General features: G+C 69.8%; 13 protein-coding genes. 9 read left to right on the top strand and 4 right to left on the bottom strand.

All coding sequences use genetic code 11. The features are described from left to right. The first annotated feature begins 147 nt into the window (after positions 1 to 147). Complete coding sequence (locus ACWEMY_RS27890; protein ID WP_375930071.1) at positions 148 to 1,605, top strand: NAD-dependent succinate-semialdehyde dehydrogenase; 1,458 nt, start codon at positions 148 to 150, stop codon at positions 1,603 to 1,605. Positions 1,606 to 1,707: 102 nt separating this feature from the next. On the opposite strand, the gene ACWEMY_RS27885 is transcribed toward ACWEMY_RS27890, so the two are convergent. After that, positions 1,708 to 2,001, bottom strand: a complete 294-nt coding sequence (locus ACWEMY_RS27885; protein ID WP_022566231.1) for a chorismate mutase — start codon at positions 1,999 to 2,001, stop codon at positions 1,708 to 1,710. Between the two features lie 289 nt (positions 2,002 to 2,290). Between ACWEMY_RS27885 and pcrA the strand changes: the two genes are divergently transcribed. Then, complete coding sequence (gene pcrA, locus ACWEMY_RS27880) at positions 2,291 to 4,873, top strand: DNA helicase PcrA (RefSeq protein WP_452392419.1); 2,583 nt, start codon at positions 2,291 to 2,293, stop codon at positions 4,871 to 4,873. Positions 4,874 to 4,909: 36 nt separating this feature from the next. Here the strand turns inward: pcrA and ACWEMY_RS27875 are convergent, their stop codons facing one another. Continuing rightward, positions 4,910 to 6,289: a DUF1731 domain-containing protein gene (locus ACWEMY_RS27875; RefSeq protein ID WP_452392418.1), complete on the bottom strand. Its 1,380-nt coding sequence runs from the start codon at positions 6,287 to 6,289 to the stop codon at positions 4,910 to 4,912. 59 nt (positions 6,290 to 6,348) lie between these two features. After that, on the bottom strand, positions 6,349 to 7,401 hold the full coding sequence (locus ACWEMY_RS27870; RefSeq protein ID WP_452392417.1) for a M23 family metallopeptidase: 1,053 nt from the start codon (positions 7,399 to 7,401) through the stop codon (positions 6,349 to 6,351). 520 nt (positions 7,402 to 7,921) lie between these two features. Between ACWEMY_RS27870 and sucC the strand changes: the two genes are divergently transcribed. The 6 genes from sucC (at position 7,922) to purH (ending at position 15,231) form a co-directional block, all read left to right on the top strand. Next, complete coding sequence (sucC, locus tag ACWEMY_RS27865; protein WP_452392416.1) at positions 7,922 to 9,091, top strand: ADP-forming succinate--CoA ligase subunit beta; 1,170 nt, start codon at positions 7,922 to 7,924, stop codon at positions 9,089 to 9,091. An 11-nt stretch (positions 9,092 to 9,102) separates the two neighbouring features. Continuing rightward, positions 9,103 to 10,020, top strand: coding sequence for a succinate--CoA ligase subunit alpha (sucD, locus tag ACWEMY_RS27860; RefSeq protein ID WP_452392415.1), 918 nt, complete (start codon positions 9,103 to 9,105; stop codon positions 10,018 to 10,020). Positions 10,021 to 10,296: 276 nt separating this feature from the next. After that, the gene (locus ACWEMY_RS27855; RefSeq protein WP_452392414.1) at positions 10,297 to 11,343 is read left to right on the top strand and encodes a DUF5336 domain-containing protein; all 1,047 of its coding nucleotides are present in this window, start codon (positions 10,297 to 10,299) and stop codon (positions 11,341 to 11,343) included. 115 nt (positions 11,344 to 11,458) lie between these two features. Beyond that, positions 11,459 to 12,982, top strand: coding sequence for a cell division protein PerM (locus tag ACWEMY_RS27850; RefSeq protein ID WP_452392413.1), 1,524 nt, complete (start codon positions 11,459 to 11,461; stop codon positions 12,980 to 12,982). 15 nt (positions 12,983 to 12,997) lie between these two features. Then, the gene (purN, locus tag ACWEMY_RS27845) at positions 12,998 to 13,669 is read left to right on the top strand and encodes a phosphoribosylglycinamide formyltransferase (RefSeq protein ID WP_452392420.1); all 672 of its coding nucleotides are present in this window, start codon (positions 12,998 to 13,000) and stop codon (positions 13,667 to 13,669) included. After that, a complete protein-coding gene (purH, locus tag ACWEMY_RS27840; protein WP_375930063.1) occupies positions 13,666 to 15,231 on the top strand; it encodes a bifunctional phosphoribosylaminoimidazolecarboxamide formyltransferase/IMP cyclohydrolase in 1,566 nt (521 codons plus the stop codon). Before purN ends, purH begins: the two co-directional genes overlap by 4 nt. A gap of 119 nt (positions 15,232 to 15,350) precedes the next feature. On the opposite strand, the gene ACWEMY_RS27835 is transcribed toward purH, so the two are convergent. Then, entirely contained in the window at positions 15,351 to 15,776 is a 426-nt protein-coding gene (locus tag ACWEMY_RS27835; protein ID WP_452392412.1) for a hypothetical protein, read from the bottom strand. Positions 15,777 to 15,991: 215 nt separating this feature from the next. Between ACWEMY_RS27835 and ACWEMY_RS27830 the strand changes: the two genes are divergently transcribed. Then, positions 15,992 to 16,558 (top strand): LysM peptidoglycan-binding domain-containing protein, encoded by a 567-nt coding sequence (locus ACWEMY_RS27830; RefSeq protein WP_452392411.1) that lies wholly within the window; start codon positions 15,992 to 15,994, stop codon positions 16,556 to 16,558. The last annotated feature ends 252 nt before the right edge of the window (positions 16,559 to 16,810 follow it).

Here is a 16,810-nt window from a genome sequence, read left to right as displayed (position 1 = left end):
GTCGCGTACGCCGCGGCGCCTGACCGGCGGCCCGGCCGCGACCCGGCGCTGCGCGCCGCCGCTCCTCGGGGTCGCGGGTGTGGGCTGGGAATTCGGCGTGGGTGTTGTTTCCTGGATGTGACTTCCTGTCCGGCTTAGGCTGGCGGCATGGTGTCTGAACGCGACGTACTCGAATTCGTGCCGAAGGGGTTGTGGATCGGTTCCGGGCCGGTCGAAGCCACGGGGGGAGGGACCTTCGCGGTACGCAATCCGGCCGATGGGTCGGTGCTCACCGAGGTCGCCGACGCCACGCCCGAGGACGCGCTGCGGGCGCTGGACGCGGCCGTCGCGGCGGGCCCGGCCTGGGCGGCGACACCCTCGCGTGAACGCGGGGAGATCCTGCGCCGGGTCTTCGAGCAGCTCACCGCGCGGGCCGAGGAGTTCGCGCTGCTGATGACGCTCGAGATGGGCAAGGCGCTGGCCGAGAGCCGCAACGAGGTGCGCTACGGCGCCGAGTTCTTCCGCTGGAACAGCGAGGAGGCGGTGCGGGTGCACGGGCGCTACCTGCACGCGCCCTCGGGGACCGGGCGGATCATGGTGCACAAGCAGCCGGTGGGCCCGTGTCTGGCGATCACGCCGTGGAACTTCCCGCTGGCCATGGGCACGCGCAAGATCGGGCCCGCGCTGGCGGCGGGCTGCACGATGGTCGTCAAGCCGGCCTCGGCCACCCCGCTGACCATGCTGGCGCTGGCGAAGCTGTGTAGTGAGGCGGGGCTGCCGGACGGGGTGTTGTCGGTGGTCACGACGAGCCGTTCCGGTGCCGTCACCGGGCCGCTGATCGACGATCCGCGCCTGCGCAAGCTCACCTTCACCGGGTCCACCGAAGTCGGCAAGAAGCTCGTGGAGGCCTCGGCGAACCGGCTGCTGCGTACCTCCATGGAGCTCGGCGGCAACGCCCCCTTCGTGGTGTTCGACGACGCCGACATCGACGCCGCCGTGGCGGGCGCGATGCTGGCCAAGCTGCGCAACGGCGGCGAGGCGTGCACCGCGGCCAACCGCTTCCACGTGCAGCGCGGGGTGGTCGCGGAGTTCACCGAGAAGCTGGTGGCCGCGATGACCGACAGCGTGGTGCTCGGCCCCGGCGCCGACCCGTCGACCACGCTCGGACCGCTGGTCAGCGAGGACCAGCGCGAGATCGTCAGCGAACTGGTCGACGACGCCGTCGGCGCCGGGGCCAAGCTGCTGCTCGGCGGCGAGACCCCCGCCGGGCCCGGCTGGTTCTACCCGGCGACCGTCCTGGGCGAGGTGCCGCCGCAGGCGCGCATCCTGCGCGAGGAGGTCTTCGGGCCGGTGGCCCCGATCGTCGCCTTCGACACCGAGGAGGAAGGCGTCGCGGCGGCCAACGACACGCGATACGGCCTGGTCAGCTACGTCTACACGCGGGATCTGGACCGGGCGCTGCGCATCGCCGAAGCGATGGAGACCGGCATGGTCGGGGTGAACCGCGGGGTCATCTCCGATCCGGCGGCGCCGTTCGGTGGGGTCAAGGAGTCCGGGTTCGGGCGCGAGGGCGGCACCGAGGGCATCGAGGAATACCTCGACACCAAATACATCGCGCTGACCTGAGGAAGTCCCGGAAAATCAGTACCGCCCCGGGGATGGTGTTGCACCCGGGGCGGCCTTTTCGGAGGCGGCGGGCCGAGGGCCCGTCGCGTGGTGTGTGGGGGTCTAGCGGCCGAGGCGGCCGCGACCGAGACGGAGCAGGAGCATGGCGAGGGTGTGGCCCTCCTGGCCCAGCTCACTGAAGCGTTCGAGCACTTTCATCTCCCGGCTGTGGACCAGGCGCGGACCGCCCGAGGCCATCCGGGTGCGGCCGATGATCCGGGAGATCTCGCTGCGTCGCTTGATGGCGGCGAGGATCGTAGCGTCGAGCTGGTCGATCTCGAGGCGAAGCTTTTCGATCTCGGCCTCGGACTGCGGCAGCGCCGAATCGGACCCGGTCGTCGTAGCAGGGGTGCTCATCATTCATCTCCTCGTGTCAGAACTTGGATCGGTCGGACGGGACGCCCTGTTACCCGATCTGTTCCTTCACCCTGAAACTTTCCCGACGGGCGGTACCTGATCCCCCCGGAAGTGCGCAAACAGCCTGGCCCTTCACCACGATATCGGATCGCGGGCCAGACCGTGAGCCCCAGTCTGCCACGGGCCGGTAGGTATGCAAAACAGTTGTGTTTGTGAATTACCTGAGAAGGTTCACCTATCCGGTGGCAGTTCGCAACGTGTCGGTGCCCGCCGGTAGCGTGGTCAGACGATGGATATCACGGTCGCTCCCCACGCCTCAGCCGCCGATCCCAGCGAACCCGCAGCCGCGTCGAGCGGTGCCGCGTTACCGCATCGGGACGTTGGTGGGGGCGGTGCGTCCGGCGGCGGTCTGGCCGAGGCGGCGGCCCGGCACAGCGCCGAGCAGGAACAGCGCCGCAAGGAGCGCGAGCAGCGTCGCGCGGAGGAGACCGAGCGGCTGCTCGACGGGCTCAATCCGCAGCAGCGCGCCGCCGTGGTGCACGCGGGTTCGCCGCTGCTGATCGTGGCGGGCGCCGGCTCGGGCAAGACCGCCGTGCTCACCCGCCGCATCGCCTACCTGCTGGCCGCCCGCGGCGTGCAGACCGGGCAGATCCTGGCCATCACCTTCACCAACAAGGCCGCCGCCGAGATGCGTGAGCGGGTGGCCGGGCTGGTGGGTCCGCGCGCGGCCAGCATGTGGGTGTCGACCTTCCATTCCAGCTGTGTGCGCATTCTGCGGATGCAGGCCGCGCTGCTGCCCGGCCTGAATTCCAATTTCTCGATCTACGACGCCGACGATTCGCGCAGGCTGCTCACGATGATCAGCCGCGATTTCGACATCGACACCAAGAAGTATTCGGCGCGGCTGCTCGCGACCGCCATTTCCAACCTGAAGAACGAGCTGATCGACCCGGCGAAGGCCGCCGCCGACGCCGAGGCCGACGACACCGAACTGCCCGCCCTGGTCGCCCGCGTCTACGCCGAGTACCAGAAGCGGCTGCGCGCGGCCAATGCCCTGGACTTCGACGACCTGATCGGCGAGACGGTCGCCCTGCTGCAGAACCACCCGCAGGTGGCCGAGTACTACCGGCGCCGGTTCCGGCACGTGCTGGTCGACGAGTACCAGGACACCAACCACGCCCAGTACGTACTGGTGCGCGAACTGGTCGGGCACGGGGCGGGCGAGGACGCCGTCGAGCCCGGTGAGCTGTGTGTGGTGGGTGACGCCGACCAGTCGATCTACGCCTTCCGCGGCGCGACCATCCGCAATATCGAGGAATTCGAACGCGATTTCCCCGACGCGGAAACCATTCTGCTGGAACAGAACTACCGCTCGACCCAGCACATCCTCTCCGCCGCCAACGCGGTGATCGCGCGCAACGAGAACCGGCGCGAGAAGAAGCTGTGGACCGATTCCGGTGAGGGCGAGCTGATCACCGGCTACGTCGCCGACAACGAGCACGACGAAGCGGCCTTCGTCGCCAAGGAGATCGACCGGCTCGTCGACGCCGGTGATGCCAACTACGGCGATGTCGCGGTGTTCTACCGCACCAACAACAACTCCAGGGCGCTGGAGGAGATCTTCATCCGGATGGGGCTGCCGTACAAGGTGGTCGGCGGGGTGCGGTTCTACGAGCGCAAGGAGGTCCGCGATGTGGTGGCCTACCTGCGGGTGCTGGAGAACCCCGACGACGCGGTGAGCCTGCGCCGCGTTCTCAACACCCCGCGCCGCGGCATCGGCGACCGGGCCGAGGCCTGCGTGGCGGTCCACGCCGAACAGCGCGACATCGGTTTCGCCGCCGCGCTGCGCGATGCCGCCGACGGCAAGGTGGCCCTGCTCAACACCCGCGCGCAGCGCGCCATCGCCGGATTCCTCGACCTGCTCGAGGAGATCCGCGCGGCGGGCGCGCGCGCCGACAGCGAATACCCCGATGTGGGCAATGTGGTGGACGCGGTGCTCGACCGCACCGGGTATCGCGCCGAACTGGAGGCCTCCGACGATCCGCAGGACGGCGCGCGGCTGGACAACCTGAACGAACTGGTCAGCGTGGCCAGGGAATTCAGCTCCGAGGCGTTCAACAACGCCGAGGCCGCGCGCGAGGAGGGCCTGGTGCCCGAGGCCGCCGACGGCGAACCGGAACCGGGCTCGCTGGCCGCGTTCCTGGAGCGGGTCTCGCTGGTGGCCGACACCGACCAGATCCCGGACGAGGGCACCGGCGTGGTCACCATGATGACCCTGCACACCGCCAAGGGCCTGGAGTTCCCGGTGGTCTTCGTGACCGGCTGGGAGGACGGGCAGTTCCCGCACATGCGGGCCCTCGGCGATCCGGCCGAGCTGGCCGAGGAACGCCGCCTCGCCTACGTCGGCATCACCCGCGCCCGCCAGCGGCTCTACCTCTCGCGCGCGGTGGTGCGCTCCGGCTGGGGGCAGCCGGTGTCGAACCCGGAATCACGTTTCCTGCAGGAGATTCCGCAGCACCTGCTGGACTGGCGCAGGCTGGAACCGGTGGTGTCGCCGGTGCAGCGCGGGCGTCGTCGTGGTGAGGACAGCGGTTTCGATCGGGACTGGACCCGTGGCGACGGCTGGGATCAGCGTCCGGGTGTGCGCGGCGGCAGCGGCGAACGCAGGCCCGCTCCCGGTGGCGCGGTCAAGCGCAACAACACCGGGCTGGTGCTGGCCGTGGGCGATCGGGTCAGCGACGACAAATACGGTCTGGGCCGGGTGGTCGCCGTCGACGGTGTCGGCCCGGTCGCGACCGTCACCATCGACTTCGGTTCCGCGGGGAAGATCCGCCTGATCCCGCAGTTCAGCCGGACCATCGTCAAATTGTGAGAGGTGCCGGGAGCTCGGTGGCCGAGCTCCCGGGTCTCAGCTGGGGAGCAGATCGTCGAGGGCTTCGTCGAGGGTGGGGTAGCGGAAGGTGAAGCCCGTCTTCGGGAGGATTTCCGAGGTGGCGTGACGGCCGGTGAGGCCGAGGGCCGGGTCGGTGCGCAGGACGACGGCGCCGACGGTGAGCACGGCCGACGGGGTGGGCGGCGCCGGGGGCCGGTGCAGGGTGCGGCGCAGCGTGGCCATGAGGTCGGTGTTGCGGACCGGGTTCTCGGTGGCGGCGACGAGGATGCCGTCGGGCAGGGTGACCTCGGGGTCGAGACCGAGACCGGCGCGCACCAGCGCCAGCCAGTCCTCGATGTGGATCCAGCTGAACCACTGGTCGCCGGGGCCCACGCGGCCGCCGAGCCCGGCCTTGGTGAGCTGACCGAGGCGCTTGAGGGCGGGGGCGTCGGGGTCCAGGACGATGGAGGTGCGCAGGATCGTCCAGTGGTCGGCGCGCGCGGGGTCGAAGGCCTCTTCCCACGGCTGGGCGACCCCGGTCATCTGCGGCAGGCCCACGGGCAGGGGAGTGCTTTCGGTGCACCGGGTTTCGCCCGCGTCCGACCAGATGGCGGTGGTGCTGGCCTGGATCCAGTAGTCCACAGGGGTGTCGCGCAGCCGGGCGGCGGCGACGAGTGCGGTGGTGGAATCGACTCGGCTGGAACGCAATTCGGCGACATTGCGTTCGGTGGGGCGGCAGTCGACCAGTTTGCCCGCGAGGTTGATCACCGCGAGGCGGCCGGGCTCACGGAGCTCGGCGGACCACGCGCCGACCGACCGGCCGTCCCATTCGGTCTGCCGGAACGGCAGCGCGGGATCACGGCGGCGGGTCAGCAGGGTGACGCGATGACCGCGGCAGGTGAGGTCGGCGGCGATCTGCAGTCCCAGTGCGCCGGTGCCCCCGGCGATGACGGTGGTGAGCGCGTCCTCGGCGGGAACCACTCCCGCGAGCCGCGCCAGTCGCGAGAAGTTCACGCGCGCGGCGGTTTCGATGAACGGCCGGACCACGGTGCGCGCGGCGGCGGCCGACGGTCCGGTGAAACGCAGTTCCTGGGTGAGCTCGGTGCCGCCGTCACGCTCGGCCAGGCGCCAGGTGAGATGCATGGTGCCCGCGGGTTCGGGCTGCTCGATGCTCAGCTCCCGCGCGGGCTCGAACACGGTGACGCGGAACGGTTTTCCGAACCGGCCGTGGACCCGCGCCGCGACTTCCCCATTGGGTAGGTAGTCACCGGTGGCTCCGAGGGCTGTCGCCCCGCGCATCCGCACCGACCGCACGCCCGGATTCCACTCCGGCCAACGCTCGAGATCCCCCAGCACTGCCCACACCGATTCCGGTGCGAGAGCGATGAACTGTGTGTACTTCGTCGTACCAGCCATGGCTGGAACGCTAATCGGGTCCGGCGGCACTGGGAAGGGTGCCGCTGGTCACCTCGTCGTCAGTCGCGCTGGGAACCCAGGCTGATGCCACGGGTGGCCAGCCACGGCACGGGGTCGATCTTGTCGGTGCCGTTGAGCCACACCTCGAAATGGCAGTGCGGGCCGGTGGAGAAGCCGCGGTTGCCCATGGTGGCGATCTGATCGCCGGCCAGCACCCGCTCGCCCGCCGAGACGGTGGCGGTGTCGATGTGGCCGTAGATGGTGATGGTGCCGTCGTCGTGCAGCACCCGCACCCACATGCCGAAGCCGGAGGCCGGGCCCGCCTCGATGACGGTGCCGTCGGCGACGGTGTAGATCGGCGTGCCGATCGGACCGGCGACGTCGATGCCGAGATGCTGTACGCCCCAGCGGGCGCCGAAGCCGGAGGTGTAGCTGCCCGCGGCGAACTTGGCGAACAGTGGGCGCAGCTTGGCGGACTCCTGCGCGGCGAGGTCCTCGGCGAACTTCGCGCCCTTGGCGAGGATGTCGCCGAAGTCGTTCTTGTCGGCGACCGCGGTGGCGTCGAGGACCTGCGGCGCGTTGCCCTGGTCGTCGAGACCGGCGGTGTTCATCGACTGCGCGGCGATCTCGTGGATCTGGCCCGCGGCCTCGTAGTCGACGCCGTGGTTGGGCTGTTCGGGGGAGGCCATCGCGGCCTGACCGGCGGCGACGACCGCACCGGCGGCGACGGCGATGACCGCGGCGCGGCCCTTCAGCGCGGTGGGCGGGGCGGGGACGCGGTGCGCGCCGCCACGCCGTTCGGCGCGGTGGGTCTCGGGCGGGTCGGCGTAGGCGCCGTCGGAGGCGGCGGGTTCCCAGGTGGTGCTGCTGTAGGTGCCGGAGTCGTAGGAGTCGGACTCGTCGGCGGTCCACTCGTCGTCGGCGGGGGTCCAGGCGGCGTCACCGGACCAGTTGTTCTGGGTGTGCCAGGAATCGGTGCGCGGCCACGCGGTATCCGGCTGCGCGGCGGGGGCGTGCCCGGCCCGCGGATGCGAGGTGTATTCGTCGGTGTACCGGTAGCGATGTCCGGTCTGCTGCTGACCGTCGAGAGAGAAGGTGGAGCGGTGGTTCATCGGCTGCGCCGAATCGCCGACGGCTGTGCCAAGCGAGTGCTGAAGTGCCTCAAGCTTGTCGTCCTCCTCAGTCCTGACCTGCCAGTCGTGACCTGGTTGTCGTGACCTGGTTGTGACTTCGACCGCATTGACGGTAACGAAGCGATTGCAGGGTGGCAAGCGCTGGTCGGAAACCTACACCTACCTGTGAGATTCGTCACTGTAACGCAACCTGATATCTCACCGTTTTCGACCTCCCCGGGTGAGGTCTGTCGACGACATAACGTAGTAGATGTCGGACCGTTCCGGCTTTACCCGGCCCGACCTGCCACGCCGCCGCAAATCACCCGAAAACTACTCGCCAGTAGCCTTGACCGGCGGTTTTGTGGACCTCCCGTTATGGGTCGTGACCTGCGCCACTTAGGATGAATGTGGCCGATTGGCCCTCCATGTGACTGGTTAGAGTCCGACCCGACCCGCTACCGACGTCGGGCCGCCAACAAAGACGTTGTCATAGCAACGCAGACGAGACGGTGAGTACATGGATCTCTTCGAATATCAGGCGAAGGAGCTCTTCGTTAAGCACGGAGTGCCTTCGTCCGAGGGCCGGGTTTGCGACACGGCCGAAGAAGCGCGCGCGATCGCCGAGGAAATCGGCAAGCCGGTGATGGTCAAGGCGCAGGTCAAGGTGGGCGGCCGTGGTAAGGCGGGTGGCGTCAAGTACGCGGCCACCCCGGAGGACGCGTTCACCCACGCGCAGAACATCCTCGGCCTCGACATCAAGGGCCACATCGTCAAGAAGCTCCTGGTCGCCGAGGCCAAGGACATCGCGGAGGAGTACTACATCTCCTTCCTGCTCGACCGGTCCAACCGCACCTACCTGGCCATGTGTTCGGTCGAGGGCGGCATGGAGATCGAAGAGGTCGCGGAGAAGACCCCCGAGCGCCTCGCCAAGGTCCCCGTCGACGCCGTCAAGGGTGTCGACCTGGCCTTCGCCCGCTCGATCGCCGAACAGGGCCACCTGCCCGCCGAGGTGCTCGACGCCGCGGCCGTGACCATCCAGAAGCTGTGGGAGGTCTTCACCAAGGAAGACACCACCCTGGTCGAGGTCAACCCGCTGGTGCGTACCCCCGCCGACGAGATCCTGGCCCTCGACGGCAAGGTCACCCTGGACGAGAACGCCGAGTTCCGCCAGCCCGGCCACCTCGAGTTCGCCGACGTCGACGCGACCGACCCGCTCGAGCTCAAGGCCAAGGAGAACGACCTCAACTACGTCAAGCTCGACGGTGAGGTCGGCATCATCGGCAACGGCGCCGGTCTGGTCATGTCGACCCTGGACGTCGTCGCCTACGCCGGCGAGAACCACGGCGGCGTGAAGCCCGCCAACTTCCTCGACATCGGCGGCGGCGCCTCGGCGGCCGTGATGGCCGCGGGCCTGGACGTCATCCTGGGTGACGCGCAGGTCAAGAGCGTGTTCGTCAATGTCTTCGGTGGCATCACCGCGTGCGACGCGGTCGCCAACGGCATCGTGGGCGCCCTCGAGGTGCTCGGTGACGCGGCCACCAAGCCGCTGGTCGTCCGTCTCGACGGCAACAAGGTCGAGGAGGGCCGCAAGATCCTCGCCGACGCCAACCACCCGCTGGTGACCCTGGCCCAGACCATGGACGAAGGCGCCGACAAGGCCGCCGAACTCGCCTTCACCGCCAAGTAAGGAACACTGACATGTCCATCTTCCTGAACAAGGACAACAAGGTCATCGTCCAGGGCATCACCGGCGGCGAGGGCACCAAGCACACCGCGCTGATGCTGAAGGCGGGCACCAACATCGTCGGTGGCGTGAACGCGCGCAAGGCCGGCACTACGGTCACCCACACCGACAAGGACGGCAACGAGATCGAGCTGCCCGTGTTCGGTTCGGTCGCCGAGGCGATCGAGAAGACCGGCGCCGACACCTCCATCGCGTTCGTGCCGCCCGCCTTCTCCAAGGACGCCATCATCGAGGCCATCGACGCGGAGATCCCGCTGCTCGTGGTCATCACCGAGGGCATCCCGGTGCAGGACTCCGCCTACGCGTGGGCCTACAACGTGGAGAAGGGCGAGAAGACCCGCATCATCGGCCCGAACTGCCCCGGCATCATCACCCCGGGCGAGGCGCTGGTCGGCATCACCCCGAACAACATCACCGGCAAGGGCCCGGTCGGCCTGGTGTCGAAGTCGGGCACGCTGACCTACCAGATGATGTACGAGCTGCGCGATTTCGGTTTCTCCACCGCGATCGGCATCGGCGGCGACCCGGTCATCGGCACCACCCACATCGACGCCATCGAGGCGTTCGAGAAGGACCCGGAGACCAAGATCATCGTCATGATCGGCGAGATCGGTGGCGACGCCGAAGAGCGCGCCGCGGCCTACATCAAGGCCAACGTGACCAAGCCGGTCGTCGGCTACGTCGCCGGTTTCACCGCGCCCGAGGGCAAGACCATGGGCCACGCCGGCGCCATCGTCTCCAGCGGTGGCGGTACCGCGCAGGCCAAGCAGGAGGCCCTCGAGGCCGCGGGCGTGAAGGTCGGCAAGACGCCGTCCGCCACCGCCGCGCTGGCCCGCGAGATCCTGGAGAAGGTGTCGATCGCTTCCGCCTGAGCCGGTCAGGGCCCGGAGGCGGTAGCTTGCGTAACCACGTAGGGCCCCCGGGGCAGGCGAATTGAACACCGCCTGATCGACGGATCTCACACTACGAAGGCCGCTTCCCAGGTTTACGGGAGGCGGCCTTCGTCGATTCATCCACAGGCCGTGGTTTGTCCACAGGCCGATCGGTTGGTGATGACCCGGGACAGCGCGTGCAGTAGCGTCAAGACCGGATCACCACCAGTCAGTTCGACGCGACCGATGCGCACGACTCGACAAGGAGACGACGACATGTCATACCCGACCGGGGGCTCCGGGTACAACGCACCCGCGACACCCGCCGCGCCCAGCCAGGGCCCGAGCACCGGAGCCGCCGCGGCTGCGCCATCGACCGCCGACGGCGCGGAGACCAAGGGCCTGCCCTTCCTCCTGACCGCGGCCGCCGCCGGACTCGGTGTGGTGACGTTCCTGCTCGGTTTCGCGCCGTTCGTGGGCATCACCCTGCTCAAGACCACCGAGACCGCCTCCATCTTCGAGACCACCGGCTCGGCCAACGCCACGCTGGTGCTGCTGGCCGCGCTGCTGGCCGGACTGTCGTTGCTACCCAAGCAGAATGTGCGTGGTGTGGCCGCGGCCGCCGCGGTGGCCGGGTTCGTCGGCATCGTGGTGTCGCTGATCAAGGCCGGCGACGGCACCGAGCTGCAGTGGGGCTCCTACGTCATCACCGCGCTGTCGTTCATCGTCGCGGTGCTGCTGGTGCTGGCGCTGCTGTTCGGCCTGGGCATCATCAAGGCGCCCGCGCCGAAACCGGCTCAGCCGCAGCAACAGCCGGGCCAGTACGGCCAGTACGGGCAGCAGGGTTACGGCCAGCAGGGTGGCTACGGTCAGCCGGGCCAGCCGCAGCAGTACGGGCAGCAGCAGGCGTTCGGCCAGCCGTCGACCGGTGGTCAGTACCCCACCCAGTCGCCCTACGGTCAGCAGAGCCAGCCGTCGGTGCCGCAGGCCCAGCAGCCGTCCTACGGGCAGCAGCCGGGGCAGCCGTCCTACGGCCAGCAGCCCCAGCAGCAGTCGCCCTACGGTCAGCAGTACGGTGCCCAGCCGCAGCAGCAGTCGCCCTACGGCGCGCAGCCGCAGCAGCAGGCCCAGCCGCGTCCGGACGAGAGCGCCACGCAGAACTACGGCGGCCAGCAGCCGGGGCAGCCGTTCGGTGGCTCGTCCTACGGTGCGCCCTCGGCGCAGCCGGGCACCGCGGCGGGTCAGCCGTTCGGTGGTGAGCAGACAGCCGATCCGGCCTCCGACGCCACCACCGCGTTCCGCCCGAACGACGACCAGAAGTAAAACCGACGGCCGCCGCGCGTGGCAGGAGGTGCGATTCGCGAGCCCACAGGTGTGCCTGTGGGCTCGCGGCGCGCCTGCCCCGCGCCCGCCGGGGAAGCTGCCACGCTGAATTGTCATGAGCTCCCGTAACGCCCTGGTGCGCCGGACCTCCGGGTCGCTCGGCCGCGGGGCGACCGCCGCCGCACCACCGCCGGGTCGCGAACCCGGCTGGTGGACACCCTCGCCCGAGCGCGCGCGGACCCTGCTGCTGGTCGCCGCCCGGCCGACGATCTGCGCACTGGCGGCCACGGTGCTGCTCGTCCTGGTGGTCATGCTGACCACCGGCACCGATCTCACCAGCGCGCCCGCCGCGGTCGGGGCCACCTGGCTTGCCGCCCATCAGATTCCGCTCACCGTCGGGCGCACGACCCTCGGCCTGCTGCCGCTGGTCCCCACCGCCGCGCTGGTCTGGCTGGCCGCCCGCGAATGCGCGCGGGCCGTGCCCAGCCGGCCGCAACCGATCGACCTGGCCTGGCTGGCCGGTGCCGTGCTCGCCGGACCGCTGCTGATGACAGCGGTGTGCCTGGCCGTCACCGGGGACGCCGCGGGCGTCACGCCACTCGAACCGCCCGGGCCGATCTCGGCGTTCGGCTGGGTGATCGTGCTGTACCTGGGCGCGGCCGCGGCGGGGATCGTCAGCCGGGCCTGGCCCGAGGTGTGCGCGCTGCTGCCCGTGGAGATCCCGGGCTGGGCGGTGCTCGGTGCCCGGGCCGCCCGCCGCACCGTGCTGCGCATGCTCGGCTGTGCCGCGCTGGCCACGGTGATCTCGCTGTTCACGCACCTGGACCGCTTCGAGACGACCTATCAGCAGGCGCACGACGTCACCGATGTGCTCGGCACGAGCCTGCTCGCGCTGCTGTATCTGCCGAATGTGGTGATCGCCGCGGCCGGGCTGCTGTCCGGCGCCGCGGTGCAGTTCGGGACCGGTTCGGCCGGTCTGTTCGGGGTCGAGGGCGCCTCGCTGCCCGCGGTGCCCGCGCTGATCCCGGTGCCCGAGGGTCCGGCTTCGGCCTGGTGGCCCGCGCTGCTGCTGGTGCCGCTGGCCGTCGGTGTGCTCGGCGGCGTCGAACTCGGCCGCACCAGCGACGACCGACCCGGCGCCCCCTGGGCGACGCTCACCTCCGCCGGGCTGTCGACGCTGGCGTTCCTGGTGCTCACCGTCCTGGCCGGTGGGCAGCTCGGCGCGGTCGGCTGGGTCGGGACGGATCTGCTCATGCTGGTCCCGCTGATGGTGACCTGGTTCGGTTTCGGCGGTTTCGTCGGCATGGTGTTCGCCCGCCGCTTCCTGACACCGGCGGCGCCCGTCGAGGACGACGACTACTACGACGATTACGACGAGGACGACTACTACTACGACGACGAGGACGACGAAGACCCCGACGACGACTACGACGACGAGGACACCTACGACGACGCCGACACCTACGACGACGCCGACACCGGCGTCGAGGTCGACGCCGAACTCGTCGAGGACATCGACGACGACGTCGAGGTGAGCATCGCCGCCCCGGGCTCCACCACCGAGCCCACCGAGGAGATCGTCGACGCCGAGGTGGTCGAGGCGGACCTGCCGGAAGGTGACACGACCACCGGTCGTTAAGCTCGACCCGGCGGTATCGCCGATCGCCGCCATCCGACCACACGCAGGAGTAGAGCGCTGACCAGCAATCCGGCCACCGTCGTAGTCCTCGCCTCGGGCACCGGCTCGTTGCTCGCCGCCCTGCTGGCCGCCGCCCAGGAGCCCGGCTACCCCGCGAAGATCGTCGCGGTCGGCGTCGACCGGGTCTGCGCGGCCACCGAGCACGCCGAGGCCGCCGGGATCGAGCACTTCCGCGTCGCCGTCGGGGATTTCCCCGACCGAGCCGCCTGGGACGAGGCGCTCACCGAGGCCGTCGACGCCTTCCGGCCCGACCTGGTCGTCTCCGCCGGATTCATGAAGATCGTCGGCCCCGCGTTCCTCGAGCGGTTCGGCGGCCGGTTCATCAACACCCATCCCGCGCTGCTGCCGTCGTTCCCCGGCGCGCACGGGGTGCGTGACGCGCTCGCCTACGGCGCCAAGGTCACCGGCTGCACGGTGCACCTGGTCGACGGGGGCGTGGACACCGGCCCGATTCTGGCGCAGGAGGCGGTCGACGTGCTGCCCGGCGACGACGAGGCCGCCCTGCACGAGCGCATCAAGGTTGTCGAGCGACGGTTGCTGGCGGAGGTCATCGCCGCCGTCGCGACGCGAGGCATTGTCTCCGACGGACGAAAGGCAGAAATTCCAGATGAGCGAGCACACCGGTGAGTGAACGTAAGGCGATCCGCAGGGCGCTGGTGAGCGTCTACGACAAGACCGGGCTCGTCGAGCTGGCCACCGGACTGCACGCCGCGGGCGTGGAACTGGTGTCGACCGGCTCGACCGCGGGCAAGATCGCCGAGGCGGGCATTCCGGTCACCAAGGTCGAGGACCTGACCGGTTTCCCGGAGACCCTCGACGGCCGCGTCAAGACGCTGCATCCGCGCGTGCACGCGGGCATCCTGGCCGACACCCGCCGTCCGGAGCACGTCGAGCAGCTCGTGGAGCTCGGCGTGGAAGCCTTCCAGCTGGTCGTGGTGAACCTCTACCCGTTCACCCAGACCGTGGCCAGCGGCGCCAGTGTGGACGAGTGCGTCGAGCAGATCGACATCGGCGGGCCGTCGATGGTGCGTGCCGCCGCCAAGAACCACCCCTCGGTCGGTGTGGTCGTCGACGTCACCGATTACGACGACGTGCTCGCCGCGGTGAAGTCCGGCGGGTTCACCCTCGCCGAGCGGACCGCGCTGGCCGCCAAGGCCTTCCAGCACACCGCCAGCTACGACGTCGCCGTGGCGAGCTGGATGGGGTCGGTCGCCGTGCCCGCCGTCGCCGAGGAGACCGAGCAGTTCCCGAACTGGGTCGCCGGGTCCTGGGCGCGCGCCGCGGTGCTGCGCTACGGCGAGAACCCGCACCAGGCCGCCGCGCTGTACACCAGCAACGACGGCACGGTCGGCATCGCACAGGCCGAGCAGCTGCACGGCAAGGAGATGTCGTACAACAACTACACCGACGGTGACGCCGCCTGGCGCGCCGCCTTCGACTTCGACGAGCCCGCCGTCGCGGTGATCAAGCACGCCAACCCGTGCGGCATCGCCGTCGGCGCCGATATCGCCGAGGCTCATCGCAGGGCGCACGCCACCGACCCGGTCAGCGCCTACGGCGGCGTGATCGCGGCCAACCGCGAGGTCAGCGTGGAGATGGCCGAGCAGGTCGCCGAGATCTTCACCGAGGTGATCGTGGCCCCCGGTTACGCGCCCGGTGCGGTGGAAGTGTTGCAGCGCAAGAAGAATGTGCGCGTGCTCGTGGCCGAGCCGCCGCAGCGCAAGGGGGTGGAGCTGCGCCCGATCAGCGGCGGCGCGCTGCTGCAGGACCGCGATGTGCTCGACGCCGCGGGCGACGACCCGGTCAACTGGACCCTCGCCGCCGGCGACCCCGCCGACGCCACCACCCTGGCTGACCTCGAATTCGCTTGGCGCGCTTGCCGTGCCGTGAAGTCCAACGCCATCCTGCTGGCCAACGACGGTGCCGCCGTCGGTGTCGGCATGGGCCAGGTCAACCGCGTCGACTCCTGCAAGCTCGCCGTGGAACGCGCCGGTGACCGCGCCGCCGGTTCCGTCGCCGCCTCCGACGCCTTCTTCCCGTTCTCCGACGGCCCCCAGATCCTGGTCGCCGCGGGCGTGCGCGCCATCGTCCACCCCGGTGGTTCGATCCGCGACAAGGACACCGTCGAACTCTGCAAGGAAGCCGGCGTCACCCTCTACCTCACCGGCGCCCGCCACTTCGCCCACTGAACACCCTCGACCCCCAACGGGTGCCACACCACCACGGTGCGGCACCCGTTGCCGTTCACCCCTGAGTCTTCGATTCATCTCTGCCCCAACGGATTTCCTCGCCGGTGAGGCGTGGTCGGCTACTTCGTGCCGAGGACCTGGCGGGTGCCCAGAGGGGAATCGAGGGGGAGTTCGGTGGTGCCGAAGATGAGGTTCATGGTGCACATTTTTCCGGCGGCGTCGGCTCGGGTGCCGCCGTGGAGGGTGATGGTGACCGAGTCGGGGGATTCGGTGACGGTGGCGTCGATGCCGAAGCACTGGGGGTTGCCGGTCTGGAAGTTGACGGCGATCGTGTTGTCGCTCAGGCGGGTCCACGAATCCAGGGGGACGGTGTGGGGTTCGAGGATGGTGGGGTCGGGGGTGAAGCGGTGGCCGATGGCGGCGCCGGGGGCCTCGGCGACGGTGGTCGTGTCGGGTTGGGACGCTGGGGAATCGGAGGTGCCGCACGCGGTGAGGGGCAGGGTGAGGGCGGCCAGGGCGGCTGCGGTGCGCGCGACGGTTCTCATGGCGATCAGCCTAGACGGCCGCGCGCGGGCGTCCGTGCGCACAGCGGGCGCATTCTAAACGCGACGCAGCCCACAGTGAACTTTCCGCGAACCGTGCGCGTAACTCACCCATTTCGGCTCTGCAGGGACTACATTCGGCTGCGATGCGACGCCGTGGCATACGGCGAGCATCGCTTTGTTGGATGCTCTGCAACTGGATCTTCGAAAGGACGAACGTGGGCGACACGCTGCGCGTAGGCGAAGAACTGGGACTGGGACAGTCCCTGACCGGCGGTGCGTACACCCTGGCCCTGCAGCCGGACGGCAACCTGGTGCTGTCCGAGCCCGACGGCAACGTCGTGTGGGCCGCACAAACTCATGGACAGGACGTGCAGCGCGCGGCCCTGCAGATCGACGGCGACTTCGTCCTCTACAAGGGTGACGGCGCGCGGGTGTGGGCGACCGACACCGCGGGCAAGAATGTCGAGCGGCTCGTGGTGCAGCCCGACCGCAACGTCGTGATCTACGGCACCGACGACTCGGTCGCGTGGGCCACCGCCACCAACACCGACAACCCGCTGCCCGCCCCGGAGCCCGAGCCGGTGGCCGCCGCCGCCCCGATCGCCGAAGAGGTGCCCCCGCCGCCGGCCGCGCAGACCTACACGGTCGAGCCGGGCGACACCCTGTGGGCCATCTCCGAGCGCTTCTACGGTGACGGCAACCGCTACCACGAGATCGCCTCGGCCTCGGGCATCGACAACCCGGACCTGATCAACGCGGGCCAGGTCCTCACCATCCCGTGACATGGGCGGCCGGGGCCGCGTGTTCGCGGCCCCGAGGGGCCGCCGGTCAGGCACCGCGGCTTGCTCCTTCGTCGCCTACGCCGCGGCGCCTGACCGGCGACCCGGCCGCGAACGGGTCGGTCGTAAGACTCCCTCCGCGGTGGGTGCGTCAGATGTGAAAGTGGCCCCGAGGCAATAGCTTCGGGGCCACTTTTCGTCGGCGCGCCTACTTCGTGGTGGTGAAGGGCAGCAGCGCCATCTCGCGCGCGTTCT

Source organism: Nocardia sp. NPDC004415 (assembly GCF_053602435.1).
Note: the sequence above shows the minus strand (reverse complement) of the source record. Positions and strands in the feature narration are given on the sequence as shown.